23 protein-coding genes and 1 other annotated feature are annotated in these 26,343 nt (G+C 42.4%); of the genes, 8 read left to right on the top strand and 15 right to left on the bottom strand.

The features are described from left to right. Window positions 1–516: 516 nt before the first annotated feature. The 3 genes from ON01_RS17740 to ON01_RS17730 form a co-directional block, all read right to left on the bottom strand. Window positions 517–3,111: a transglycosylase domain-containing protein gene (locus ON01_RS17740; protein WP_010532364.1), complete on the bottom strand. Its 2,595-nt coding sequence runs from the start codon at window positions 3,109–3,111 to the stop codon at window positions 517–519. A 373-nt stretch (window positions 3,112–3,484) separates the two neighbouring features. Next, entirely contained in the window at window positions 3,485–4,696 is a 1,212-nt protein-coding gene (locus ON01_RS17735) for an alanyl-tRNA editing protein (RefSeq protein ID WP_010532363.1), read from the bottom strand. A gap of 91 nt (window positions 4,697–4,787) precedes the next feature. Further along, on the bottom strand, window positions 4,788–5,000 hold the full coding sequence (locus tag ON01_RS17730; protein ID WP_010532362.1) for a DUF6366 family protein: 213 nt from the start codon (window positions 4,998–5,000) through the stop codon (window positions 4,788–4,790). 247 nt (window positions 5,001–5,247) lie between these two features. Between ON01_RS17730 and ON01_RS17725 the strand changes: the two genes are divergently transcribed. After that, window positions 5,248–5,553, top strand: a complete 306-nt coding sequence (locus tag ON01_RS17725) for a hypothetical protein (protein WP_010532361.1) — start codon at window positions 5,248–5,250, stop codon at window positions 5,551–5,553. 147 nt (window positions 5,554–5,700) lie between these two features. On the opposite strand, the gene tyrS is transcribed toward ON01_RS17725, so the two are convergent. Further along, window positions 5,701–6,972: a tyrosine--tRNA ligase gene (gene tyrS, locus ON01_RS17720; protein ID WP_010532360.1), complete on the bottom strand. Its 1,272-nt coding sequence runs from the start codon at window positions 6,970–6,972 to the stop codon at window positions 5,701–5,703. A 51-nt stretch (window positions 6,973–7,023) separates the two neighbouring features. Further along, window positions 7,024–7,241 (bottom strand) — a binding site (T-box leader). 124 nt (window positions 7,242–7,365) lie between these two features. Here tyrS and ON01_RS17715 point away from each other — a divergent pair. The 4 genes from ON01_RS17715 (at window position 7,366) to ON01_RS17700 (ending at window position 13,177) form a co-directional block, all read left to right on the top strand. Beyond that, window positions 7,366–10,470, top strand: coding sequence for a transglycosylase domain-containing protein (locus ON01_RS17715; protein WP_010532359.1), 3,105 nt, complete (start codon window positions 7,366–7,368; stop codon window positions 10,468–10,470). Between the two features lie 237 nt (window positions 10,471–10,707). Next, complete coding sequence (locus tag ON01_RS17710; RefSeq protein ID WP_010532358.1) at window positions 10,708–11,361, top strand: GNAT family N-acetyltransferase; 654 nt, start codon at window positions 10,708–10,710, stop codon at window positions 11,359–11,361. Beyond that, a complete protein-coding gene (locus tag ON01_RS17705) occupies window positions 11,361–12,014 on the top strand; it encodes an acetoin utilization AcuB family protein (RefSeq protein ID WP_010532357.1) in 654 nt (217 codons plus the stop codon). The genes ON01_RS17710 and ON01_RS17705 overlap by 1 nt, the downstream gene beginning before the upstream one ends. Further along, window positions 12,011–13,177 carry an acetoin utilization protein AcuC gene (locus ON01_RS17700; RefSeq protein ID WP_010532356.1) on the top strand — a complete coding sequence of 389 codons (1,167 nt, stop codon included), beginning with the start codon at window positions 12,011–12,013 and terminating at the stop codon, window positions 13,175–13,177. Before ON01_RS17705 ends, ON01_RS17700 begins: the two co-directional genes overlap by 4 nt. Window positions 13,178–13,224: 47 nt before the next feature. Here the strand turns inward: ON01_RS17700 and ccpA are convergent, their stop codons facing one another. The 9 genes from ccpA to ON01_RS17655 all read right to left on the bottom strand — a co-directional run bounded on the left by ccpA (window position 13,225) and on the right by ON01_RS17655 (window position 22,916). Next, a complete protein-coding gene (gene ccpA / locus ON01_RS17695) occupies window positions 13,225–14,220 on the bottom strand; it encodes a catabolite control protein A (RefSeq protein WP_010532355.1) in 996 nt (331 codons plus the stop codon). A 167-nt stretch (window positions 14,221–14,387) separates the two neighbouring features. After that, on the bottom strand, window positions 14,388–15,470 hold the full coding sequence (locus ON01_RS17690) for a bifunctional 3-deoxy-7-phosphoheptulonate synthase/chorismate mutase (RefSeq protein ID WP_010532354.1): 1,083 nt from the start codon (window positions 15,468–15,470) through the stop codon (window positions 14,388–14,390). A gap of 232 nt (window positions 15,471–15,702) precedes the next feature. After that, on the bottom strand, window positions 15,703–16,155 hold the full coding sequence (locus ON01_RS17685; RefSeq protein WP_010532353.1) for a YtxH domain-containing protein: 453 nt from the start codon (window positions 16,153–16,155) through the stop codon (window positions 15,703–15,705). A 20-nt stretch (window positions 16,156–16,175) separates the two neighbouring features. After that, on the bottom strand, window positions 16,176–16,583 hold the full coding sequence (locus ON01_RS17680) for a DUF948 domain-containing protein (protein ID WP_010532352.1): 408 nt from the start codon (window positions 16,581–16,583) through the stop codon (window positions 16,176–16,178). A gap of 283 nt (window positions 16,584–16,866) precedes the next feature. Further along, window positions 16,867–18,192 (bottom strand): UDP-N-acetylmuramate--L-alanine ligase, encoded by a 1,326-nt coding sequence (gene murC, locus ON01_RS17675; protein ID WP_010532351.1) that lies wholly within the window; start codon window positions 18,190–18,192, stop codon window positions 16,867–16,869. Between the two features lie 409 nt (window positions 18,193–18,601). Continuing rightward, the gene (locus tag ON01_RS17670) at window positions 18,602–20,947 is read right to left on the bottom strand and encodes a DNA translocase FtsK (RefSeq protein WP_010532350.1); all 2,346 of its coding nucleotides are present in this window, start codon (window positions 20,945–20,947) and stop codon (window positions 18,602–18,604) included. Between the two features lie 206 nt (window positions 20,948–21,153). Continuing rightward, complete coding sequence (gene ytpR / locus ON01_RS17665) at window positions 21,154–21,756, bottom strand: YtpR family tRNA-binding protein (RefSeq protein WP_029329187.1); 603 nt, start codon at window positions 21,754–21,756, stop codon at window positions 21,154–21,156. A 5-nt stretch (window positions 21,757–21,761) separates the two neighbouring features. Next, window positions 21,762–22,580 (bottom strand): DUF1444 domain-containing protein, encoded by an 819-nt coding sequence (locus tag ON01_RS17660; protein ID WP_010532348.1) that lies wholly within the window; start codon window positions 22,578–22,580, stop codon window positions 21,762–21,764. Window positions 22,581–22,601: 21 nt separating this feature from the next. After that, window positions 22,602–22,916, bottom strand: coding sequence for a thioredoxin family protein (locus ON01_RS17655; protein ID WP_010532347.1), 315 nt, complete (start codon window positions 22,914–22,916; stop codon window positions 22,602–22,604). 188 nt (window positions 22,917–23,104) lie between these two features. Here ON01_RS17655 and ON01_RS17650 point away from each other — a divergent pair, with 188 nt between their 5' ends. Both ON01_RS17650 and ON01_RS17645 read left to right on the top strand, forming a co-directional pair. Beyond that, window positions 23,105–23,545, top strand: a complete 441-nt coding sequence (locus tag ON01_RS17650; protein ID WP_010532346.1) for a YtoQ family protein — start codon at window positions 23,105–23,107, stop codon at window positions 23,543–23,545. A 208-nt stretch (window positions 23,546–23,753) separates the two neighbouring features. Continuing rightward, on the top strand, window positions 23,754–23,951 hold the full coding sequence (locus tag ON01_RS17645) for a DUF2188 domain-containing protein (protein ID WP_010532345.1): 198 nt from the start codon (window positions 23,754–23,756) through the stop codon (window positions 23,949–23,951). A 169-nt stretch (window positions 23,952–24,120) separates the two neighbouring features. Here ON01_RS17645 and ON01_RS17640 read toward each other — a convergent pair whose 3' ends face one another. Both ON01_RS17640 and ON01_RS17635 read right to left on the bottom strand, forming a co-directional pair. Next, window positions 24,121–24,630 (bottom strand): DUF84 family protein, encoded by a 510-nt coding sequence (locus ON01_RS17640; RefSeq protein ID WP_010532344.1) that lies wholly within the window; start codon window positions 24,628–24,630, stop codon window positions 24,121–24,123. An 8-nt stretch (window positions 24,631–24,638) separates the two neighbouring features. Continuing rightward, window positions 24,639–25,703 carry a M42 family metallopeptidase gene (locus ON01_RS17635; protein ID WP_010532343.1) on the bottom strand — a complete coding sequence of 355 codons (1,065 nt, stop codon included), beginning with the start codon at window positions 25,701–25,703 and terminating at the stop codon, window positions 24,639–24,641. Between the two features lie 198 nt (window positions 25,704–25,901). On the opposite strand from ON01_RS17635, the gene ON01_RS17630 reads away from it, so the two are divergent. Beyond that, the gene (locus ON01_RS17630; protein WP_010532342.1) at window positions 25,902–26,216 is read left to right on the top strand and encodes a PepSY domain-containing protein; all 315 of its coding nucleotides are present in this window, start codon (window positions 25,902–25,904) and stop codon (window positions 26,214–26,216) included. Window positions 26,217–26,343 lie beyond the last annotated feature (127 nt).

The following is a 26,343-nucleotide window of genomic DNA, read 5'->3' as shown; positions in this document are numbered from 1 at the left end:
TAATGGGCGTATTTATTACTACTCGAAAGCATCCTATAGTTGAAGATAAAGATAATCATCCGATTGTTATAAGAAGTTACCAATAAACTCCTTTATTGCAACAGAAAACACAACGAGTACTGTAACATTTTCCCTGATTCAACAATACTGCCCTATTACCTAGTACCAATTATTTCAAAACAAACAATCCAATTCAAGAATTCTTACAAAAATTAAGACATCTAACCTATCAAGATAGACGCCCGATGATTTAATAAAACAATTGGGAAAAGACTATATTTACTATAACTAATGATATTACAGAAAAACAAGCGATTCTTCCATTCCTCTTTGGAGCTTCTTTGTTTTTAAGAACCATTATCAGTTTATATGTTAAAGTGGGGAATACCCACGTAATGAGAAAAGCGACCACTGCATCAATTCCCATTGAGATGAGCATATAGCCTTGTTGTTTCACTCTTTTCATGACCAAGAAGACTTTGAATATAATCTACCGCTTTATCCTGTTGGTTGAACTCAACGCGTATCGTCGGTTTGACTGCTTTGGTGATCTTCTTCATTTTTTTCCTTTTCTGCAGAGTTTTCCCCGCTTTCACCATCATTATTTACCTTTTCACTGTTATCTTGATCCTCTTTATCCCCAGAATCATGATTCTGATCATTTCCCTCATCCGGATTGGATTCTTGATCATCTTGCTCTTTAGAATTTTCATCCTGGTGGTCGTTCTCATCCTCTTCCGAATTGGATTCCTGATCATCTTGCTCTTTAGAATTTTCACCCTGCTTATCAGTCTCATCCTCTTCCTGATCTTGATTCTTTTGTTTATTTTGATCCTGTTGTTCTTCATTCCGCTGGTTTTTCTGTTCTTCGCCCTGCTGGTCTTTTGGATCCTTCTGTTGACCTTGATCACTGGTATTTTTCTGTTCTTCGTCTTTCTGGTCCTTTGGATCCTTCTGCTGATCTTGATCACTGGAATTGTTCTGTCTTTGTTCCTCGCGTTTCTGTTCTTGTTTGTTTTCCCTTTCTTCTTGAACAGGCTGTTCTGGCTCCTGCTGATCCGTATGTTCATCCTCTTGCTGCTCATCATTGCCAGAACCGGACATTGCCGGCTGTGTTTCTCGAACATACAATGTATCACCTGAACCGCCGACTGAATCCGGTTTTTTGAAATCAGGCGTTTCAGGATCAGAAAGGCTTTCCATTAACACTTGAAAAATCTCTTTTGCAATATCTTCCGAACCATCATAACGAATATATTGAACATCGTCGCCATTTTTCAATTTCGGATAACCGGTCCATACTGCAGCAGTGTACTGTGTTGTATAACCGGCAAACCACGAATCGAGCAACCCGTCCCCGATATTATGTTGCTGCCGCAATGGCTCTGGAATATTTGTTGAACCCGTTTTACCTGCCACTGGAATACCAGGTATGTTGGCAGCAGTACCTGTTCCGGAAGTGATAACTGTTTTGAGCATGTCAGTAATCATATAAGCTGTATAGGCATGCATGGCCTGAATCGGATCATGCGTCAGCTTCTTCTCGTTTCCATTTTGGAAGACAATTTTCTTTACAGTATACGGGTCATGATAGACCCCTTCGTTTCCAAATGCTGCATAGGCGCCGGCCATTTGTAAGGGCGTTACACCTCTGGAAAGGCCTCCTATTGCAGCAGCTTCGGGAATCGGTTTCTGGAGTTCGATACCAAGCTGGTCCGCAAACTCTGCCGCTTTTTCCTTACCAACAGCCTGAAACGTCTTTAACGCAGGAATATTTCGCGACCACGCCAGAGCCCTTCGTATAGTCATGGACCCCCAGTATTCCCCATCCCATTCGTTGATTGGCGTTCCATCACTGTAAGAATAAGGTTCATCCACAATCGAATGATTTGTTGACCAACTTAAGTGTTCAATCGCCGGACCATAATCAACGATTGGTTTAAACGTTGATCCAGGCGGGTTCTTTTCTTCAGCACCATAGTTGGTATCACCGATGGAAAGAAAATCTCTTCCCCCTCCGATAGCCTGAATAGCCCCCGTTTTCGTATCAATCAGGGAAATTCCCGCTTCGAATGCCTTGTCAGGATAATTGATTTTATCCGAAGTCAAAAGATCATAGACTTCTTTTTGGGCATTGGTGTCCAGTGTCGTGTGAATCATCAAACCACCTTGATAAAACTGTTGATCCGTGACAACTTTTCGTTTGTTCACTAACTCATGATACACTCGGTCAACAAACGCTTGATAAGGCCGATCTTTATCATTGTTAATTTTCTTTTGTTTTTGCACTAGTTTTTTCACGGGGACCGATTCAGCTTCTTTTGCTTGATTCTCTGATATAGCACCGGTTTCTAGCATTGCCTGCAAAACCTGATCCCGACGGTCAGTTGCTCTTTCGGGATATTGAAATGGATCATAATAGCTTGGTGCATTCGGCAAACCTGCAAGTAAGGCCATTTGCGATACATTTAACCCGGATAAATCTTTCGTTCCGAAATAAGTTTTTGATGCCGTTGCAAGGCCATAAGCCCCGTTTCCAAAATAGATATTATTCAAGTACATTTGCAGGATTTCATCTTTTGGATACGTTTGTTCCAATCTTATTGCCAAATAGGCTTCTTGTATTTTACGGGTCAACGTTTTTTCAGGCGATAAGATTGTCCTTTTCACAACCTGCTGGGTAACTGTGCTTCCCCCTTCAGACCCCCATCCGTTTTCAATATTTGCAATAAGTGCGCCGACAATCCGGCGGATATCGACGCCGTTATGTTGAAAAAACCGTCTATCTTCAATAGAGGTTACAGCCTCTATCATCTGATCTGGAACGTCTCCAATATCGACCTTCATCCGGTTTTGTTCCTTGAACAGTGTTGTAACAAGTTCCCCGTCTTGATCGTAAATCTGTGAGGAGAAAGGCGTTTGCAGCTTCTCTGAGGTTAATTCCGGCGCACTCATGATAATCGAAGTCGTCCAGACTCCACAAGCTATCAATAAGAGCAAAATCGCAATAACACAATATAGAATGATCCGTTTAAATAGTTTTTTCTTTTTGTTTTTTGGTTTACTTTCCGCTTTTCTTCGTTCCATCCTAGAGTTGTATTCATCCGACATTGGACATTCTGCCTCCCAAGACGTTTCTTCTCTATCCAGTCAATTATATGCATCGATTGCGTAAAGTAGCATTAATTTCTCGCTATTATAATGAACACTCGACAATCCAATGATCTGGAAAGATTAAACTGTTTGGCGGCACTATGAAAAGAATGATGTTATTGGGAAAACATCAGAAGCTCCTGGAAAATTCTACAGAAAAGCTAGAGGACGTACCAATAAAAAAATAACCATGATGATGAATAACACTCTTTAAAACATAACAAACGAACTTTATAATAAAAAGAATGAGCTCCAAATACTATAAGCTCATTCTTTTTCCTGTGAAAAATTGTCAATTCTATTTAGTTATATTTTTTGCTGTATGTTAGTGTTACGAAGTGAGCAATTTATCTGCTGCACGAATCATTACCTCCATTAATGATTCCGAGGAAAGAACCATATCTCCTCCCCCTTGCACAATCATTTCATTTCCACCGCCTTTGCCGTTTATCTCAGGCAAAATATATCTTATGTATTCCTGCATATTGATACCGATACCATTACTTCTCGCACAGACTACTTGAAGTTTGCTATCATTCTCATTTATAAACAGTACCAGCAATCCATCAGTATGATGTATCATGCTGTTGGCCATCTGCTGGAGCTTTTTCATAGAGTTTTCCTTATAAATTTTCGTTACCAGCTTATAATGATCCTTTATGCTCGCTTGGGCAATCAGCTTGTGCGCCTCCTGCTCCAAGAGTTCCGCTTCTAGTTGAGTAATGGTTTTTTCCAGATCTTCCTGCTTCTGTAAAATGCGATTTGCAGCAGCTTCCAAATCCGTCTGAGGAGCATTTAATGTTGCGGTCAAGCGTTGAATCATCTTGTGTTTTTCTTGCAGTTGCTTCAGTACTCTGTCTCCACATACAAAGTGGACGCGAATGTTTTTCTTGTGCTTTTCCCAATGAAGAATTTTAACCGAACCCACTTGCCCTGTTTCGTTTGGATGCGTACCTCCACAACCGTTATAATCAAAATCAGGAATAATAACGAGACGAATATTATCTGTAACAGATACAGCCTTTCTTAGAGGAAATTTGCTAAGCTCATTTTCTGTCACCCAACGTGTTTCTATAGAGCGATTTTCAAGGATAACAGTATTAGCCCTTTCCTCCACTCGTTTGGCTTCCTCTTCATTAAGAGCCGGTGCTTCAAGATCTATCGTACAATTTTCCGCTCCTAGATGAAAACTCACTGTCTTATAACCATACATGTCTTCATATGCTGCTGATAAGATATGTTGCCCCGCATGCTGCTGCATGTGATCGAATCGCCGTGTCCAATCAATCTCTGCATAACATTTATTCTCTTCCAAAGGCCTATCGATAAAATGCCGAACCTCTCCATTTTCTTCCTCAACATTATAAACATGGGCACCATTAATTGTTCCTGTATCATTTGGTTGCCCGCCACCTGTTGGATAAAAAGCAGTTTGATCCAGAATAACATAGAAACGTCCTTTTTCATCTTTATTACTGTGAATAATCTGAGCCGAAAAAAAGCTTATGTATGGATCCTGATAATATAACTTTTCTGTGATCATGATTTACACTTCCCTGTTTAACACAATGTGCATTGATAATATCATACAATTTTTGACTTACTAAACTGTTCCATAAGCAGAAAAGAACCCATTAGCGAAAGAAAACGGAATATATGATAAACCCTAACACGATTACAAGAATAAGTATTCCAGTACCTTTCCACCCCAAGCTGCCTACCAAATCGACAAGACTGCCATTGTTTGCTCTGTAAAAAGAATCGTTCAGATTGCCCGTTGGGTTTTTCTTTAACTCCTCTTGCCTCAGCCTTTCTCTTTGTTGCTCAGGCGTTTCTTTATAGCTCATAAAATCCCCCTCTTTAAAACGTAGGCATCCAATAGTGAAACTTTTCCGGGGCCATGGTCCAATCCTAGCTTAAATTCAAATTCTAACATAACTTGGGCACAAAGAACGATGGGAACTATTGAAACTATTTTTTAGCCCGGAAAATACAGCGTCAGAAATTGGACACACCCTTTCAGTTAACTGCCTTTCCACTTTATATTCTATTCGAATACTATATCGTAAGCGTGAAGGATGTCAGGGAAGGGGAGTGATAACGATTCAGAATTCAAACCATGAACAAAGAAGATATGAGTCCAGATTATACGAAATAGAAGCCCGGCTGAAAGTGCTGGAGAAATCTTTAGAATCAAAGGCAGACACGAAAGATGTCATTGTAAAAATCGATGAATTGATCAAAGAAAAAGAACTCATTACAAAATCAGAATTAAACAATTTTCACAAAAAAGTGGAATCAACGCTACATGCCAATCATGTTAAACTATTAAAATGGGTGATAGCCACCGGTATTAGTTCTGTAGCCGCCTTTGCAGCAGTCGTACGAATCTTTGTCTGACTCCTTCCTTCTTGTTTCAATTTTACTAAAAACCTCTCTTCTACTATTACAATCGAAATATAGTCAGAAAAAGGGGCATGAAAAAATGTAAAAATTCATGCCCCCAAATCCAATTTTAGTTCGATTATAGTTAAAAAGAGATCTAACTTAACTGAAGCGCACCAAAAAATATTTTTTCTTCCCGCGCCGGATAACGGTAAATTGACCGTCAATCCGGTCTGCTTCACTTACAGCATGTTGCAAATCCTGCTGGCGTTCGCCGTTGATGTAGATGGCACCGTTTTTAATGTCCTCTCTCGCCTGCCGTTTGGATGATGAAATCGATGCGTTAACAAGCAGATCAATCAGACCGATGTCTTCTTTTGATGCTTCATACGTCGGTACATCTTTGAAACCTTGTTCTATATCTGAAGCCGACAAGTCCTTCAAATCACCACTGAAGAGGGATGCCGTAATTTTCTGAGCCTGCTCCAGAGCTTTTTGACTGTGCACCATTACTGTCATCTCTTCAGCAAGACGTTTTTGAGCGAGCCTTCCTTCAGGATTATGCTCAAGTTCATGCTGTAATGCGGCCAACTCGTCTTGTTCAAGGAATGTAAAGTATTGCAGAAACTTCATCACGTCTCGGTCATCAGCATTTATCCAGAACTGGTAAAACTCATACGGTGTTGTTTTTTCTGGATCCAGCCAGATGGCACCGCCTGCTGTTTTGCCGAATTTACTGCCATCCGCTTTTGTAATGAGAGGCATCGTCAGACCAAAAACATTAATGTCGTCATCTTCATTCTCACGGGAACGGCGAATCAGTTCCATGCCCGCCGTGATATTGCCCCACTGGTCACTGCCGCCGATTTGTAATGTGCAGTTTTCTTGCTCGTATAGCTTCATGTAATCCAGCGACTGCAAAATCATGTAACTGAATTCGGTGTATGAGATGCCCTGCTCGATTCTTGCTGACACTGATTCCTTGCCTAGCATATAATTAATTCCAAAATGCTTGCCTGCATCACGCAGAAAATCGATGACAGTCATTTGGCCAAGCCAGTCATGATTATTACGGGCAGTTGCCGCATTTGTACCATGATCAAAATCAAGCAGTTTGGCCATCTGTTGTTTTATTTTTTCACTGTAGTCATGTACAACTGAGGCTTCATTCAGGGAACGCTCAGTCGACCGGCCGCTTGGGTCACCAATCATACCGGTGCCGCCGCCAATCAGAGCAATCGGTTTATGGCCTGCTCTCTGGAATCGCTTCAGCATGATAATCGGCAGCAGATGTCCGATATGAAGGCTGTCGGCGGTCGGATCAAATCCGCAGTATAATGTCACCTGATGTTCGCTCAAGTGTTTCTGCAAAGCTTCTCTATCGGTCGTTTGCTGAATTAAATTTCTGTTTTCCAAGTCTTGTAAAATATCCATACAGTCTCCACTCCATTTCCAAAATAAATAAAAAACCCGCCCCTCAAAAATTTAAGGGACGAGTTCATTCTCGCGGTACCACCCTTGTTGCATGATCATGCCACTTGGGATTATTAACGGTGCTGCCACCGTCTTCTTTAAAACCGGTATCGTTAAAAAGAAGAAACTCCAGATTGTAATTCATCGGCAAATGTTTTCCGGCTCACACCACCCGCCGGCTCTCTGAAAAAGGGATTTACCCAACTACTGCGATCCTTCAACGTACTTAATATTTTGCTATTATCTATTCATACCATATTTGTAATACAAATGCAATGTACAAATCAACAATTTTAATTCAACTGGTTTTACTGCTGTGCTATAATGGATTTGGTCTAGGGGGAGGTTTTAAAAATGGACTTTAAGCAACTGTCCCAAAAATATAGAGATAAAATCAAGTCATTTTGGAGAAGCTTTAATTCGCATCACTATGTTAAAAAAGCAAAATCGGTCTGGGGAACCGGCAAAATTCAGAAATCATCGCGCATCGGTTATGATGTCGTCTGGAGTATTATATTATTTTTCATAGTAATCGCGGTGATCGGAGGCTTTTTTGCCGGAGGTGTTGGTGCTGGTTATTTCGCATCGCTCGTTAAGGATGAGCCAGTGCGGGCATATGAAAACATGCAGGAAGATATTTACAACTACGAACAAACATCATCACTTTATTTTGCCGGTGATAACTATATTGGCGATATCCGGTCTGACATTTACCGCGAAGAAGTTTCCCTTGACAATGTATCGGATGCGCTGATAAACGCAGTGATTGCAACGGAAGACCAATATTTCAGCGAACATAAAGGGATTGTGCCAAAAGCTATTGTACGGGCACTTGTCCAGCAAGTGACCAATTCATCAACGCAATCGGGCGGAAGCACCCTCACACAGCAGCTTGTGAAAAATCAGATACTGACAAATGAAGTGTCATACGAACGGAAGGCGAAGGAAATTTTAATCGCCATGCGGCTCGAGCGGTTCTTTGAAAAGGACGAAATTCTTGAATCTTATTTGAACATAGTCTCATATGGACGAGATGCATCAGGCGGTAATATTGCCGGAATTCAAACTGCTGCACAAGGTATATTTGGCATTGATGCATCTGAAGTTAATTTGCCCCAGGCAGCCTATCTTGCCGGCCTCCCGCAAAGCCCATCTTACTATACACCGTTCAAAAACAGCGGTGGATTGAAAGATAAGGAGGCACTACAACCGGGCATTAATCGAATGCAGTCGGTACTGGAACGAATGTACGAATCCGACTATATTTCGAAAGAACAGTACGAAAAGGCAATGAACTACGACATAACAACTGACTTTACTAAAGAATCCCAGTCACCGGTCGAAAAATATCCATACCTGACATACGAGACTGAAAAGCGAGCCAGTAATATTATTATGAAACACATGGCCGAACAGGATGGCTATTCCATGGAGGAATTGAATAACAATGATGCGCTGAAAGAAGAGTATAGCATTTTAGCTGATCGTGCCCTGCGCAAAAATGGCTATCAAATCCATACGACCATTGATAAGGAAACACACGATAAATTCAGGAAAATTACTCAAAACTATGAGTATTACGGCCCGGATTGGACCGGCTATGTAGAAGACCCCGAAACGGGTGAACAGGTTAAAGATACCCAAAAAGTACAAACAGGCGGCATTTTAATAGAAAATTCAAGCGGACGAATTATTAGTTTTGTCGGCGGGCGAGATTACAATCCGGAAAACCAGTTTAACTATGCAACTCAAGCCGAACGTTCTAACGGCAGTACAATGAAACCGATTCTCACCTACGCACCGGCGTTTGAGAAAGGTGTCATACAGCCCGGAACGCCGATAGCTGATGTCCCAAAAACGTTTGCTGGCGGATACACTCCAGGAAACTATGGAGGCGGATATCACGGGCTTGTATCGGCCAGAAAGGCTCTATACAATTCCTATAACATTCCAACAGTTGAAGTGTACAGCCGTTTTAACGAACAGGATCCTGTGAGTGAATTTCTTGAGCCTATGGGGATCACCTCCATTGGGGAAAAAGAGTATGCTAATCTCTCTCTCTCAATTGGTGCTACCTCAACAGGTGTCACGGTCGAGGAAAACGTGAATGCATTCTCTACCCTTGGCAATAATGGAAAATTTGCCGATGGTTATATGATTGAAAAAATAACCGACCAGGATGGCAATGTCATATATGAACACAAACCCGATCCTGTCAAAGTTTTTTCGCCAGAGACATCATTCCTGACAATCGATATCATGCGCGATGTTCTTGATAAAGGAACAGGCACATATCTGAATTCACAGCTTAAATACAGTGGTGTTGACTGGGCAGGCAAAACTGGTACCTCTCAAAATTATAAAGATGCCTGGTTTGTCGGGGTCAATCCGAATGTTTCGATGGGTGTGTGGCTCGGTTACAAAGAAGGAAAAAGCATTCAATGTCCGTCATGCTCGCTCAGCTACAGCCAGCGCACCCAGAAATTATGGGCTGAACTGGTCAATGCAGCATCTGATATTAATCCGGATCTGGTTGCCCCAGATAAGAGTTTTGAACGTCCGGACGGAATCGTGTCCAGAAGTTATTGTGCCACTTCTGGAAAGCTGCCTTCAGATTTATGCGAAGAGGCTGGCCTGGTAAAAACCGATTTATTTAATTCAAAATATGTGCCGACTGAAGAAGATAACAGCCTAATTCGCGGCGGATCTTATGTCATGGTTGATGGCAATGCCGTGGCAGCAGGCGCGAAGACACCGAACGAGTTTGTTGAAGGTAATGGATTGACTTTTAATCCGGAATTCCTGAAACGAAAGGGTTATGACCAACTCGGCGATCTTTCCATTCTCTTCCCGCGAACAAACCGCGACGCATGGGAGAAAATCGGTCTGCCGCAATCTGGAGTCAGCAGCAGCGGAATCGAAAACGATGGAAACAGTCCTGACGCACCCGGATCTGTTTCAGCATCAGACAAGACATTATCCTGGAGCAGTTCAGACAGTAGCGATGTGGTTGGTTACCGAATTTTCCGTGCAAGCAAGCCGAATGGCTCATTCAGCCAAGTCGGCAGCACAGCCGGGACAAGCTTTACCGCCTCGAGCAATAATGCGGTTTATCATGTAAAAGCCGTTGATTATTTTGGACAAGTATCATCAGCATCCAATACAGCTACTGTCGGCAGCCCTGGCGGCTCTGACGATAGCTCCGAATCAAATGGAAATAATATCGATTCAGATAATGATTCGGGTAATAACAATAATGGTGATGGCAGCAATGGTGAGAATAACGGAGAAGGTTCCAGTGATGACGGAACTGGCGGTGATGATAACGGGAGCGGCTCCGATGATAACAACGGTGACTCCGATAAAAGTGAGTCCGGTGACAGCAGCGGTGAATCCGGTAGCGACAGCGACTCTGACACTGAAGAATCTAACAATAGTAACAATGAAAATAACAATTAATTCATAAAAAGGGGGAAATCCCCCTTTTCAATATAAGTGCTGATGTGCCACAGTTTAAGCTACTGTGGCATTTTTATCCCGACTGTTAAGAAATAAATCATTTTCCCCTTTTACGAAAGATCCTTTATACAATTTCAAGATATTTACCAGTTGCTACTAAAAATGAGAACCAAAATCCTGTATAATGAAGTTAATGAAAACGCTATTATTTATCCATGTAAGGGTGGTGAAAAAAAGATGGACCATAAGAAAACATATCATTCAACGACGCGGGACACATCAGCAAGCTCTATCATCATCGAAGGACCAGTTCTGTCATCCGATCTGAAAAAGTATCGTTTTCATGAACAATTAACAGCATTCCGCCCTGCCCAAAAACAATTTGAAGCCATCATAGGTATTGCGAATTTTACTGAAGGACGAATTATTATTGCCAGAACCGAAGATACGATCATTGGCTATGTAACCTATTTACATCCGGATCCGCTTGAGCGCTGGTCAAAATTCAACATGGAGGATCTGATTGAGTTAGGGGCTGTCGAAGTCATTCCAGATTACCGTGGTGCCGGTGTAGCATCCGGGCTGCTGAAAGTTTCCATGATGGATGACTACATGGAAAACTATATTGTCATTTCGACTGAGTATTATTGGCATTGGGATCTTGAGGAAACCCGTTTAAGTGTTTGGGACTATCGTAAAGTAATGGAGAAAATGATGGCAGCTGGCGGTCTTCTGCCTGCTCCGACTGACGATCCCGAAATTATATCGCATCCGGCCAACTGCCTGATGGTCCGTATTGGCAAGAACGTACCAGAAGAATCCATAAAACGGTTTGATAAATTACGATTTTTGCAGCGGGATCAATACCGCAGCATGAGAGGGGGATTATAATGCTTGTAGAGGAAGTCATGACAACGGAAGTTACAACGCTTCCGCCGACAGCTACCATAGCTGAAGCATTACAGCTGCTACAAAAATATCATATTCGCCACATCCCGATCGTAGATAATAAAAAGCAGGTCATTGGGATTGTATCAGATCGGGATGTACGTGATGCCTCACCATCTATTTTCGACGACCATATCGAACACCAGGCCCTGAATAATGAAATTCATACAATTATGAGCCACCCGGTCACAACTGTACACCCACTGGATTTTATTGAAGAAATAGCACAGGTTTTTTATAATGAAGAATTTGCCTGTCTGCCGGTTGTGCGCGACAACCAACTCATCGGAGTTATCACAGAAAAAGATATGCTGTATACCCTGATTCAGCTGACAGGAACAAACGTACATCAAAGTTCACAAATTGAAGTCAAAGTACCCCATAAGCCCGGAATTTTACCAGAAGTAGCTGCTGTCTTTGGAAAGCGCCGGACGAATATAACGTCTGTACTTATTTACCCTTATAATGATGATCCGAATTATAAGATTCTTGTTTTCCGCATTCAGACAATGAATCCACTGCCAGTCATACAGGATTTGCGAAATGCCGGCTATGAATTGATGTGGCCAAATAACATTGCGGAGCCAAAAGTATGACGTGTGATGCAGCTTTTGTTTATTCAAATGAGTTCCTGGACTATCACTTTCATTCAGATCATCCGTTTAACCAAAAACGGGTTTTGTTAACAAAGGATTTATTGGAGAAAACAAATTTATTATCGGCTGATCATATCATCAAGCCAAGGAAGGCTGCTGAGGATGAACTTGCGCTTATTCATGACAGAGCCTACATCAATGCGGTAAAAAAAGCGGGCACTGAAAATTTAACTGAAAATGAAAGCATGGAATACGGTATCGGCACTGAAGATACACCTGTCTTTCCAAATATGCATGAAGCGTCAACCTACCTTGTCGGCGGGACACTTTCAGCAGTGGATTCTGTTTTGCAGGGAAAAGCCGCTCACGCCCTGAATCTGGGCGGCGGGCTTCACCATGGTTTTAAGCGGAAGGCAAGCGGTTTCTGCATCTACAACGACGGCGCAATAGCCATCAAATATATCCGGGAAAAATACGACTTAAAGGTTTTGTATGTTGATACTGATGCCCATCATGGCGATGGTGTGCAATGGGCTTTTTACGATGATCCAAACGTATGCACCCTATCTATCCATGAAACCGGCAGATACCTGTTCCCCGGAACCGGTCATATAAATGAACGCGGCATCAAGGAAGGCCATGGGTTTTCGTTTAATCTGCCAATCGATGCATTTACTGAGGATGAGTCGTTTATTCACGTTTATGAAACTGCCTTCAGACAAATTGCAGACTATTTCCGTCCAGATGTTATTCTGACACAAAATGGTGCGGATGCGCATGCGTATGATCCCTTGACACATTTATGTGCAACAACGGAGACTTTCGAGCGGATTCCCTTACTTGCACATAACCTCGCCCACCAGTACTGCAATGGCCGCTGGATCGCACTGGGCGGCGGTGGTTATGACATGTGGCGCGTTGTGCCCCGGGCATGGGCTCAAATTTGGAGTGTGATGAAAACAGGTGAGGTTCAGAAAGGCGCCCTATCAAACGAGTGGCAGTATCAATGGGAGACACAGTCGCCTGTACAACTGCCTCACGCCTGGTATGATGATAAAAAAATTGTTCCGAATATACCTAGAAAAGCAGAGATTACCGAAAAGAATGCCAAGGTCCTCGAGAGTGCGTTGAAATATGCCAAAAACAAGCAAGTACATCCTTAAAATTATGGGAGATGATTGCTATGATCATCTCCCTTGTTATTGTCACTCTATTTTGTTGATGTTCTTTCAACGATGCGGTGCGGCAGAACAACTTTCTTCTCTTCCACTTCTTCCTTGTTCATATATTTAGTCAATAAACGCATAGCTACGGCTCCGATATCATACATCGGCTGCACAATCGTTGAAAGCGTTGGGCGCACCATTGTAGCCAGTCTTGTATTATCGAAACCGAACACTTCAATATCATCCGGAATTTTATAACCTTTATCCTGGGCACCGTGTATGACACCCAAAGCCATTTCATCCGAAGCCACAAAAACTGCAGTCGGCACGTCATCCATTGCTAGTAATTGGTTAACAGCTTCTATGCCCGAGTCGTACGAATAGTCGCCGGTTAAAATATGATCTTCGTTCAGACTAAGTGATTTTTCCTTAAACGCACGTACATAACCGTTATATTTTTCCTTATTGATTAATGTATCATCAACGCCGGAAATGAATCCCATCTTCTTATTCCCTTTATCAAGCAAGAATGATGTCGCCTCATATGCAGCGGCCTCATAATCGATATTCACCGACGGGATCGAATTTGTTTCATCGTATGTTGCTGCCAATACGACCGGCACTGATGACGATTGAAATTGATTGACGTGTTCGTCTGTTATGTCTCCGCCCATGAATAAAATACCATCGACCTGTTTTTCCAGCATAGCATTGATCAGCTGTAATTCTTTATCTTTATTCTGATCGGAGTTACTCAGGATAATATTATACTTATACATGGTTGCAATATCCTCGATCCCCCGGGCCAGCTCAGCAAAAAAGATACTCGAAATATCCGGGATGATCGCACCTACAGTTGTGGTTTTCTTGCTTGCAAGCCCGCGTGCAACGGCATTAGGCCGATACCCTAGCTCTTGAATTGTATTCAGCACTTTTTTTCGTGTGACGGGTTTTACATTCGGGTTCCCGTTCACGACACGGGAAACAGTTGCCATTGAAACGTTCGCTTCTCTTGCTACATCGTATATTGTTACAGTCATGTTCATCTACCTCCAGTCGATTGCCAAAACGTTTTCTTTCTCATTATGATACGACAACACGCGAAAAAACACAAAAATTTAAAGGCTGACCTTTTAAAAAAGATCAGCCTTTAAAGTCTAGTCCGGCTGCCATTCTGTTTTTTGAAGACTGGCAAACCAGGAAATGATTAATTTTGAACGGCGACACGTGGTGCATATTCATCAAGTTCATTCATGAAATTCTCAAATGTGGGAATATCCATTTGCTGAGCTGCGTCTGATAATGCTACCGCAGGATCCGGATGAACTTCCGCCATAACACCATCAGCGCCAATCGCAACAGCTGCTTTTGCTGCCGGGAGCAAAATGTCTCTTCGGCCTGTGGAGTGGGTTACATCAACCATGACAGGCAAATGTGTTTCCTGTTTCAGAATCGGCACTGCCGAAATATCCAGCGTGTTTCGGGTAGCTTTTTCGTAAGTTCGGATACCACGCTCACATAGAATAATATCGCCATTGCCTCTTGAATTAATGTATTCTGCTGCGTTCACAAATTCAGAAATCGTTGCAGACAATCCGCGTTTTAGCAGCACAGGCTTATTCGTCTCGCCTGCTGCTTTCAGCAATTCAAAGTTCTGCATGTTGCGGGCGCCAATTTGAATGACGTCAACATAATCCAGCGCCTTTTCCACGTGTGCCGGATTGACTATCTCGCTGACAACTGCTAGATCCTGCTCATCGGCCACACGTTTTAAAATCTGCAGACCTTCTACACCAAGTCCCTGAAAGTCGTATGGGGAAGTTCTTGGTTTAAATGCGCCGCCGCGGAGCATTTTAAGCCCTTTTTGTTTAACAGATTTTGCAACCTCTGAAACCTGTTCATAATTTTCAACGGAACACGGTCCCATAATATGATGGAGATTGCCATCACCGACTTTTTCGCCTTTAATGTCGATGACCGTATCTTCCGGCTTTCTTTTCCGCGATACCAGAAGGGCTTTACGGTGATCATCTTCCTGAAGTTCAAGACTTGCTTTAAATATTTCTTTGAAAATATGTTCAATGGTCGAATTCTCAAATGGACCATTATTCTTTTGAGTCAACTCATTCAGCATTTTTCGCTCTCTTACTGGGTCAAAACGGTTAATACTCTGTTTTTCTTTAACCTGCCCGATTTGCTGAACAATCTCAGCACGCTGATTGATCAAATCCAGTAATTCGTTATTAACGCCGTCCAATTGTTGGCGCAATTGCTCTAATTCATTACTCAATGCTACCCCTCCTGTGAATATTGATCTAATGTTGAGAATATATTTAAATAATTAGACATCATTATACCGAAAATTTAATACTTTGTCACTATCCTATTCATAATTTTTTTAAATGAGACTTTGACAAACGGGAGCCAGAAAGACTGAATGCCAAAAAGAGGGCCCTCTCGGTCGTTTTGAAAATCGGCTGTCATACAGAAACAACCAGTGAATCATCACTGGTTGTTCCCTTTTAATTTTTTTCGGATTTTTCGGCCTCTGCTGCAGCCTCGCTGATTGCTTCTTCTGCAACAGCTTCATCTTCGCCGCCCTTTTTATTCCATTTGTCTTGGACTTTTTTTGTCATTTCCTGTGTTTTTTCCTGTGTTTTCTTTGACCATTTTGATGAGGAATCAGCTGCTTTTGTTCTCAGGTCCGATCCTTTCAGATACGCCTTCTCTTTCAATTCGGAGCCTTTGTCATAAGCGGTATCTTTCCATGCTGAACCTTTTTCATATGCAGTGTCCTTCCACTCGCTTGCACGGTCCCGCAACTGCAGGGCGCCGTCGTTAATATTTCCTCTTAATTCCCGGCCGGATTTCGGGGCGCATAATAAAGCAGTGACACCACCTGCGATTACCCCGATAAGTGTTCCAATCATAAGGTCCTTTGTGTTAATGCTGCTGTTGTTCTCATTGTTCTCCATCCTAATTCCTCCTTAGAAATTTACTTATTTTTTTTCTTTTTCCAGAAATCAACAATTGAATTGCCCCATTTAAGCGCTTCGGAAACTTTCTCCTGATTCTTTGAAGCAGCTTTGGAAATGTTGGATGACAGCTTTCGAAGTGACCCATTAAACTCGTTAACAGTTTCTCCAACACTTTTAACCCCATCAAATAATGCATTCAGCTTGTCCGATTTTTCGTTTACATCATCTGCAAGGTCATTTGTTTTATTAAGCAATTCATTTGTTTCGGTGGTAATCCCCTGCATCTGGGTTTCCAGATTCTCCAGTGTATTTGACACATTATTCATTGTCTTCTGTGTTGTCTTCAGTGTTATAACCACAAAAACAACAAGTACTGCAAATGCTGCGGCAGTAATTATAGCAGCAATATACAACAAGGCTTCCATAAACTTCAGCTCCTTCGTTACGACGATAATTCGGTGTGATAATAAGTGCATCAAGAATAGCTTTTTTACTAATTTCCCCAGTCATTATTGGCTAAACATACAAATTATATGTTTATATAAAAGCAAATATACACACTGGAATCACCTATACACTCTACTATAACGGATTTTTAAGATAATTTCGATACATAAGATTAGAAAACTTGACTTATCCCAATTTATATTTTAACGGTCAAGGATTCTGTTAGAAAAAAAGAGCCGGAAATGCTGGCTCTTTCACCTTTTATGCTTTTTTCACTTGGTTGCTGCTTACAACTTCAAGCTGATTTTCGTAAGATTCCTGGAACTTTTGGATATCTCCGGCGCCCATGAAGAGCAATACATTGTCCTGATGTTCCATTAATACCTCGGTGTTGGATAGATCAAGAATGGAGCTTCCTTCGATCAGTTCCTGAAGATCGTAAATGGTCAATTTGCCGGTTTCTTCTCTAGCGGATCCAAATATATCACACAAATAGATATGATCGGCAAGATTTAGACTGTCGGCAAATTCCTGCAGAAATGTCCGCGTACGCGTGAATGTATGCGGCTGGAATATAACCGTGATCGGTTTATCCTTGTATTTTTTCCTTGCAGTTTCAATGGTTGCTGTTATTTCTCTCGGATGGTGAGCATAGTCATCAACCAGTACTTGGCTGCCCACGATCTTTTCGGTAAACCGGCGTTTGACACCTCCAAAGCTGTTTAAAGCCTTCATTTTATCCGCTTTGATATCTTCATAATGGCAAATTGCTACAACAGATAAAGCATTGAGCACATTATGGTCGCCATACATTGGGATATTAAATGTATCATAATAAGTATTTCGCACAAATACGTCAAATTCAGTGCCATACTCTGTTTCCCTTACGTTCTGTGCCTGAAAATCATTTGTACTCGAAAAGCCATAGTAAACGACGGGCACTTTTGCCTGAATCTGCTGCAATTGTTCATCGTCGCCACAGGCGATGATGCCTTTTTTTACCTGTTCGGCCATCGACTGGAAGGCATCAAATACATCGTCGATACTCGTAAAATAATCCGGATGGTCGAAATCTATATTCGTCATGAGGGCGTAATCCGGTTCATAGCTCAAAAAATGACGGCGGTATTCACACGCCTCAAACGCAAAATATTCACTGTCGACATGCCCTTTCCCGGTGCCGTCCCCAATTAAATAGGAAATTGGATAGGATTCATTTAGTACATGCGCCAGCAAACCTGTCGTTGAAGTCTTTCCATGTGCACCGGTTATCGCAATACTTGTAAACTGTTTTAACCATTCCCCTAAAAATTCGTGATACCGATAAAACGTCAATCCTTGATTAAGGGCCCCTTTAATCTCCGGGTGATTATCCGAAAATGCATTACCCGCAATAACAGTTAGACCTTCCTTGATGTTTGTTTCTGAAAAAGGGAAAATGGGAATGTTTTTATCTTCTAATGATTTCTGTGTAAAAAAACGTTTCTCAACATCAGACCCCTGCACATTCTCGCCGGAGTCGTGAAGGATGTGAGCAAGTGCACTCATCCCGGTTCCCTTAATACCAATAAAATGGTAAGTTGTCATAAAAAAGAACCTCCAAATTTATATCTGAACACTATATTTTTCCATTATCAAATTCACCGCTATTTTGCCATTATAGCAAATTATAACGACGTGTAAAATGTTTTAGTGCAAGGATAATTGAAGCTGATTTAATAGTGGCTTACCGGAAGTAGGCCGGGCAGTCGAGAGCCGAAAAAGACTGTAGAACCATCATCTGCCTGCTGGGTATAATGATCACTGCAACCGTCGATCGAATAAACGGGTTCCGTCTGCCCTGACCGCTTTTACCACATTATATACAAACGCTTAGGCTGATGTTCTTCACACCCAAACTGCCGACACCATTTCCCTTCATAAGCGGTGTTCCTCTGATTATAATATTTACAATACCTTTTTATCATATAAAAAGATGACAAACCTGGCAAGTATATTAGTTTTCCACTTGTGCAGCAGATACAAGCACTTCCCTTGGCTTACTTCCATTCTGCTGAGCAATGATGCCTCTTTCCTCCATAGCATCCATCAATCGTGCCGCACGGTTATAGCCGACTTTGAAATGACGCTGCAGCAGAGAGGTGCTTGCGCTGTTATGCTCGATTACAAATTGGATGGCGTCATTTAAAAGTTCATCACCCTGGTCGTCATTCGCTACTTCCTCAAGCAGATGCTCCTGCTCAAATTCATAATCAGGCTCTGCCATCGACCGGGCATAATCGGTTACGCGTTCAATCTCCTCATCGGATACAAACGCTCCCTGCAGCCGAACACTTTTTCCCGCACCATTTCCCGTAAACAGCATATCTCCTTTTCCTAACAGCTTTTCGGCACCGCCAGTATCTAGAATTGTTTTGGAATCCACTTGTGACGATACACTGAATGCAATTCTGGTTGGAATGTTCGCTTTAATCAGCCCCGTAATGACATCGACAGAGGGCCGCTGGGTGGCAAGCAGCAAATGTATGCCGCATGCACGCGCCTTCTGGGCAATCCTGCTGATTGAATCCTCCACATCCTGCGGTGCGGCCATCATCAAGTCAGCCAGCTCATCAATCACAATCACAATAAATGGCATCTTATTTTCTGACCGGCCTTCTTTGGCCATTTTTTGGTTGTACCGCTCAATATCTCTTACCCCTTCACGGACAAATGAATCATAGCGCTCTTCCATTTCCCTGACAGCCCATTTCAACGCAGCCGTCGCCGCTTTGACATCGGTGATTACCGGAGAGATAAGATGCGGAATACCATTAAATGGCGCCAATTCCACCATTTTTGGATCTATAAGCATAAATTTGACTTCATCATACTTGGCTTTATACAAAAGACTGATTAATATCGTATTAATGCAAACACTCTTGCCAGAACCGGTCGCGCCTGCAATTAGTCCGTGCGGCATTTTCTGGATATTGGTCACCATTGGCTCCCCTTCAATGTTCAGGCCAAGACCGATTGTTAACGGAGATGCACTTTTTTGAAAGCTGTCTTTTTCAAAAATCTCCTGCAGTGTTACGGTCTGAGCGTGCTGGTTCGGGATCTCGATACCTATTGTATTTTTCCCGGGGATAGGAGCTTCAATCCGGATATCTTTGGCCGCCATATTTAATTTAAGGTCGTCACTCAGATTTTTGATTTTGCTCACTTTCACCCCAAGTTCGGGCTGCACTTCAAACCGTGTAACAGATGGCCCCTGTGTGGTGTTGACCACCTTTGCACGTACATTGAAATATTTTAGCGTTTTTTCCAAAAGCTGCTGCTGATTTTGCATCCACAAATGATCCTGCTCCGTTTCCTGAACAGGATCATCCAATAAATGGTAAGGCACGCTATTATGTTGTGCGGGCGCCTGCTTAGGAGGTTTCTGCTGTGCTTGTTTCCGGTTTTTTTGAAGATTTCGTTTATCATTGGCCGACATCAAAACGTTGAACGGTAGTGCTTGTGAACCACTATCGTTTTTATTCTGCTTTCGGTCATTGCGGACTCTTTTGTCGCGGTTGACAGGTTTTTTTGTATTTTTCCTATCAGACTTAGGTTTATCAGCAGGCTTAACCGCTTCAACAGAACTTTTTTGTGGAGCCGCTTCTTTGGTATGATCGGCAGCTGCAGCTTCAGCGTCAGCATGTTGCTGCTTCTCCTCATCCTGATGAAATTGTTCTATTGCCGGTCCTTGATTTTCGTTATCGTCTTCCTGCTTTTGCTGTGCTGGTGGATTCAAATCGTGATCAGATTCCTGCGTAGGATTAAATATCCGATCCATATCGCGTTCTTGTTTCTGCAATCGCTGAAATACTGAATCCCCTCTATGATCATCATCATGCTGTTCAGGCTGGTATGCCGGCACATCGGCAACAATTTCCTCCGTTTGCCGGTCCTGAAAACCATAAATCGGTGAGGGCACTTCAGTTGGCGTAAATGGCTTATCTTCCCGTTTGTATATTTTTCGGGTATTCTTCGGTTCATAATCATGTTGTTCATACTCAGGTTCAGATTGCTGTACGTTATGTGATTGCTGCCTGACATTTACCTTTGGCGCGTCATTTGACTGCTGTCTGTCACGGGGTTTCTTACGCTGAAACGCCGGTATATCCGATTGATCGTTCTGTCGCGGCTGATCCGGGATGACAGGAAAACGAAATGGTTTCTCGGCAGGATATTGATACGTCATTCTCGTCTGAATATCCTGCTTGTTATTAATCGGTCTTTCAGGCAGCGAATCAACATTTTCGTCTCTCTCTTCAAAAAGAAAATTGCTGATTTTCCTTTTCCATCGATCCCACATATGTATTCACTCATTTCTTCATAATTACCATTACTGTTATTGTAGCAGTTTTAGGGCCAAAATGTAATGCACCATTTGTGCTGCTCACATTCACTTTAGTAGTCACAGAAGTCGGTTCGCACGGAATTTCGTAGCTGTAATACTGACAAACCAAATCAAAAGCACTAAAAAACAACCCTTGTCCACGGACTCAGGTTGTTTAGATTTTAAACAGTAAACGCTTCACCTGCAGTATACGAATCACCCAGTACATAGATTCCTTTTTCTTTCGGTGCGTTTTCAAGGCCAAGCTCTTTCTGTGAACATATCATACCATTCGATGCCACGCCACGTAATTCTGTCGGTTTAATCATCATTCCACTTGGCATAACTGCTCCAACTTTTGCTACAACGACTTTCTGCCCAGCTTCGACATTTGGGGCGCCACAGACGATCTGCAGCTGTTCGTCACTTGTATCAACCTGACAGACACTCAATTTATCCGCATTTTCATGTGGCGACTTTTCCCTGACATAACCGACGACATGCTTCGGGCTTAAATCAAACTTGAGCGGATCATCCAGGTTGTTTTGACTGAATGCTTTTTTCATCTGATCCAGCATGAGTTCCGTCATGCTGATTTTGCCAATTTCGGTTAAATCAAAATAGGCTGATGCCTTATAAATATTGTAGCCGAGAATTTCACCTTGATTATCTGTTATTTTTGTAATATCGCCAAAGTTTTCATGAGTGATGTCATAACGATTCCCGTCTTTCAATGGGACAATCAGTACATCCCCTATACCATTTTGATTATAAAATACATCCATACCATTCATTCCTTTCCATTTTTCTTCTCAGGACGGTTCTTCGCGAGGATGAAGACCGGTTCAAGCGTCTTATCTTCATATATGAAGGACAGTGACGTAATCGGAATACGTCCTTCAGCGAAAAATTTCATAGTCATTTGTGCCAGGATGTCATAGCCCGCTTTATTCTGGATATCGGCAAAAATCAAAACATCCTGATGCGGCACTGCTACCGCAAGCTCGCCTTTAGCGTTGGCGCGCATTTCTTCCAGAAACGCTTCATTTAATATTCGGCTTGCATCATAGCCATCCTGTGTCGCGACAAAATAAAAATCATTGTCGGCCACTGTGTCTTTTTTATAGTCGTTATCCAACGACCGGATATTGAAACTGGCAATTTCATCAATACGGTCTTGTGTCCAACCTTCTTCTTCAAGCATTGATTCATCGATTAGCTGATAGGACTTGCCTAAATCCAAAGCATAATAGACACGTGTCTCTGCTGTGTGTTCTTTATGAATCAGCTTTTTGCCGCCATTTGTTTCGGTTGTGAACGAGGTGGCACGAATGACTGGAAAGATGTTTTTCTCCATTCCTGAGAGATGATGGTCTTCATGCATAATCCGCATCGCTTCCTGAACATGTTCCTCAAGATCATCAATCGCTTCTTCACCACGTTCATTATATTTTGAAACGACATTCGGCAGCGTAATGGTCATCCCTTGCTTCGTATCTTTCCATTCGATGCGAAATGTATCTTTATCGCGATTATAGGATGTTTTATAACTGTCGTTTGATAATCTGTCTTGCAATAATTTTTTCATTTTTAAACTAGTCATTTTCATCGTTAGAGTCTCCCCCTTTTATCAGCTGAGATCGTCCATAAATGCGGTGATTTCATCTTTGGTCTTCCGGTCTTTGCTGACAAATCTGCCAGCTTCTTCACCATTTTTGAATGCGATAAAACTTGGAATGCCGAACACATCATATTCCTGACAAACATCGATAAACTGATCACGGTCTACCTCGACAAACGTAAAATTTGAATAAGCTTTTTCTATTTCCGGCAACTCTGGTTCAATAACACGGCAGTCCGGGCACCAATCAGCTGAAAATACCGCAACCACGTTTTCATTTTTTATAACATCGTTCAATTGTTTCTCTGACTCAAGTCTTTTCATCTTAGTTCAACCTCCATTGCTACTGACTATCATATCCTTCATTCCGTATGGATTCAATCATCTTGCTGTGATTGCCGGCCGTTATTTCTAAAAGACAGAATACATTGAATTTATTCAGACTTTTTCGTTTGCGTTGTTCTTAAAAACGGTTAAGATGGAAATAGAAACTAAACATAGGAGGGTTTCCAATGGAACTGACAGTTTATCTAGCAGGCCAGATTCACGATGATTGGCGTGAAGATTTGAAATCAAAAGCAAAAGAGAAAAAACTTCCGATCACGTTCGTCGCACCGCAAACTCATCATGACCGTTCCGACAATGTAGGGGAAGACATCCTTGGCGAGCAGCCGGGAAAGGTGTACAAAGATGATGCAGCCTCAGACATCAACAATTTGCGTACAGAGGTTCTGATGCAAAAATCAGATGTTGTCATTGCCTTATTCGGTGAAAAATATAAACAATGGAACACTGCAATGGATGCCAGCGCTGCCATCACTATGAATAAGCCGACGATCCTTGTGCGGCCTGAATCACTGATTCACCCGTTGAAAGAACTTTCCAACAAAGCGAACGTGACAGTCGAAACAGTTGATCAGGCACTGGATGTTTTGAATTATATTTATGAATGATAGAAACAGCCTTGGACGCAGAAGGCGATCAATAACTAACCCGACATGTATTAGCTTCATAAATTGTAAAAAAGCTCGTTTAACCGGGCTTTTTTGTACTGTACGAAGCTCTTCCCCCAGGGGACAATGATTTCTGCCCGGTGTTTTAGTAACCTATGGATAGGGAATGGATAACCATAATTTCGGAAGTAAAGGAGTATGACATCATATGAAATTTTATAGCGTAACACCAAATCAGGATGTAACAGCGTGGATTGTGAAGCTGGAGGACGTTGCCCCTGAAAGTGAATTCGAGGCAAAGGATGATGCCATTGCGAAGGCCAGAGAATTAGCCCAAGAAAATACTCCAAGCACCCTTTCAATTCTTGACAACGAGCATAACGTTGTCAAAAAAGAACGATTTTAAGAGCAATCTGACCTATTATGAAGAGAAAACAATGAAGAGCTGAAAAAACCGCAAAATTAATGCACGTATCAAAAGGGTGAAGCAGCAATTGCCTGCTTCACCCTTTCACCTGTATGACGCTTCAATTCAAACCCGTGCTCAGAAATAATAAATGAATTTGCCAGCTTAACTATCTATTTTCCTGCCAATATGCCCACTGACCGTGCAACAGCTTGACAGCATGAACGAACATTTCTTTTCGGGAAATCCGGTTATTGGTGAAAATGCCAATGGCGCCTTCTTTCTGCCGCACGTCTTTCCGCTTTGCATAGTTATCCATAACATCCCCTAATTCAAGGCCTTTTTTCAATTCATCGTCGATCTCTTTCGGGAGCAAAATCCTGGCCCCGCTGCCGGTGAAAATAACATCGTCAATTGTCATGAGCGCACCCCAATTACATAAGTACAACGCATCATCAACGTACATCACACCACCTTCCAACCCGATACCGATATCGCCTGACGTCGCCTGAAGGCTGCCGGCAGCTCTGTTGATGGCCCCTTGTCTTGTTTCTGTATCGGAAAATGGCTGTTTACTGACTTGAGAGGATGCATCCGTCGATATGACCTCATCATAGGCGAACACATCCTGTACAGCACCAATTTTAGCTGGATTTTTGGATCCGATTGCAATCTTCATAGTATCCCTTATTCCGCTTTAATCGAGTCGACTGTATTTTGATCGGTGGATTTTACCAGCTTTAGCAGTAATTCTTTTGCTGCCTGATAGTCATCAACATGAATGATTGATGATGATGTATGAATATAACGTGAACAAATGCCGACAACCGCTGATGGAACACCGCTGTTAGACAGGTGAACACTGCCGGCATCAGTGCCGCCCTGTGACACAAAAAACTGATAAGGGATATCATTGGATTCTGCTGTATCCAGAATAAATTCACGCATACCGCGTTGAGTAATCATCGTTTTGTCAAAAATACGCAATAAGGCACCTTTCCCGATATGGCCAAATTCTAGATCATCGCCTGACATGTCATTGGCAGGCGAAGCATCAAGTGCGTAGAAGATATCTGGCTGAATCATATTGGCAGCCACCTTGGCACCTCTCAGTCCCACTTCCTCCTGGACTGTTGCGCCGGAATAGAGTTTGTTGGGCACTGTTTCACCTTGCAGTTCTTTCAGCAATTCAATTGAAAGGCCACAACCGTAACGGTTATCCCACGATTTGGCAAGTATCTTTTTCTCATTGGCCATCGGAGTGAACGGACAGATCGGGACAATCGCCTGGCCTGGTTTGACGCCAATTGTTTCAGCATCTTCTTTGTCATCCGCACCGATGTCTATCAGCATGTCCTTCGTATCCATCGGCTTTTTCCGCTGTTCCGGGGATAAATTATGTGGCGGTGTTGAACCAATCACACCGATGACCGGGCCATTATCAGTCATAACCTGCACGCGCTGTGCCAAAAGCACTTGGCTCCACCAGCCGCCCAATGTCTGGAAGCGAATCATGCCATTTTTGGTAATTTGGGTAACCATAAATCCGACTTCATCCATGTGTCCGGCGACCATCACGCGCGGTCCATCGCCATTTTTCACCCCGAAGACACCTCCCAGATTGTCCTGGATAATTTCATCAGAATATTTCTCCAGTTCGCCCCGCATAAACTTCCGTACCGCATGTTCATTACCGGGTGCACCCTGCAATTCGGTCAGATTCTTAAATAAATCCATTGTTTCCTGATTCATATATATTCCTCCAAATCTGTATGTATTGGTTTTAGTATAACGGAAAATATATACTGCTTTCCACCAAACAATAGTGTAACGGTTTTTATTTCGGATTGTTTCCGTTATAATAAAGGGTGCATAAGTTTCCGTTCAAAATAAGACTTTTTGAACATCTTTACAGTAAGCGTTTAATAATTAATTTAGAGGTGACCAAATATGAAAGCCAGAAATGCAGTCATTGCTGCCGGAGCAGGAATCGCGGCAGGATTTGTAGTCAAACAGCAGCTCGACCGCTATCAGAAAATCACACCTGAGAAGGCATTGAAGCAAGCAAAGGAAACATTTAGAAAACAGGGACCGATCAGTGGATCCTGGATTTACATGAAACCTGAAGAAGTTGAGAGAAACGGCTTGTTGTACAATGCATACCGTGGTGGTGTCACACGCAACATTGACGGCGAAAACAAACAATACGAATTTTATATTGACGTTGACACAGGTGCTGTCATTGACTCAGCAGAAACAACATAGTAAAGGTATTTAAAAAGGTTGGGACATAACTAATTTTATCAACTCTAAAGACGAACAATACTACGATTTAGCGAAGGAAATATACGTAGACTCCTGCGGGAGCAGAGGCATAGGCGAGACCCCGCAG

It is taken from the genome of Lentibacillus jeotgali (assembly GCF_000224785.1).
In the GTDB taxonomy this organism is placed as follows: domain Bacteria; phylum Bacillota; class Bacilli; order Bacillales; family Amphibacillaceae; genus Lentibacillus; species Lentibacillus jeotgali.
The sequence above is the reverse complement of the archived record's forward strand: the minus strand, read 5'-3'. Positions and strand labels throughout refer to the sequence as shown.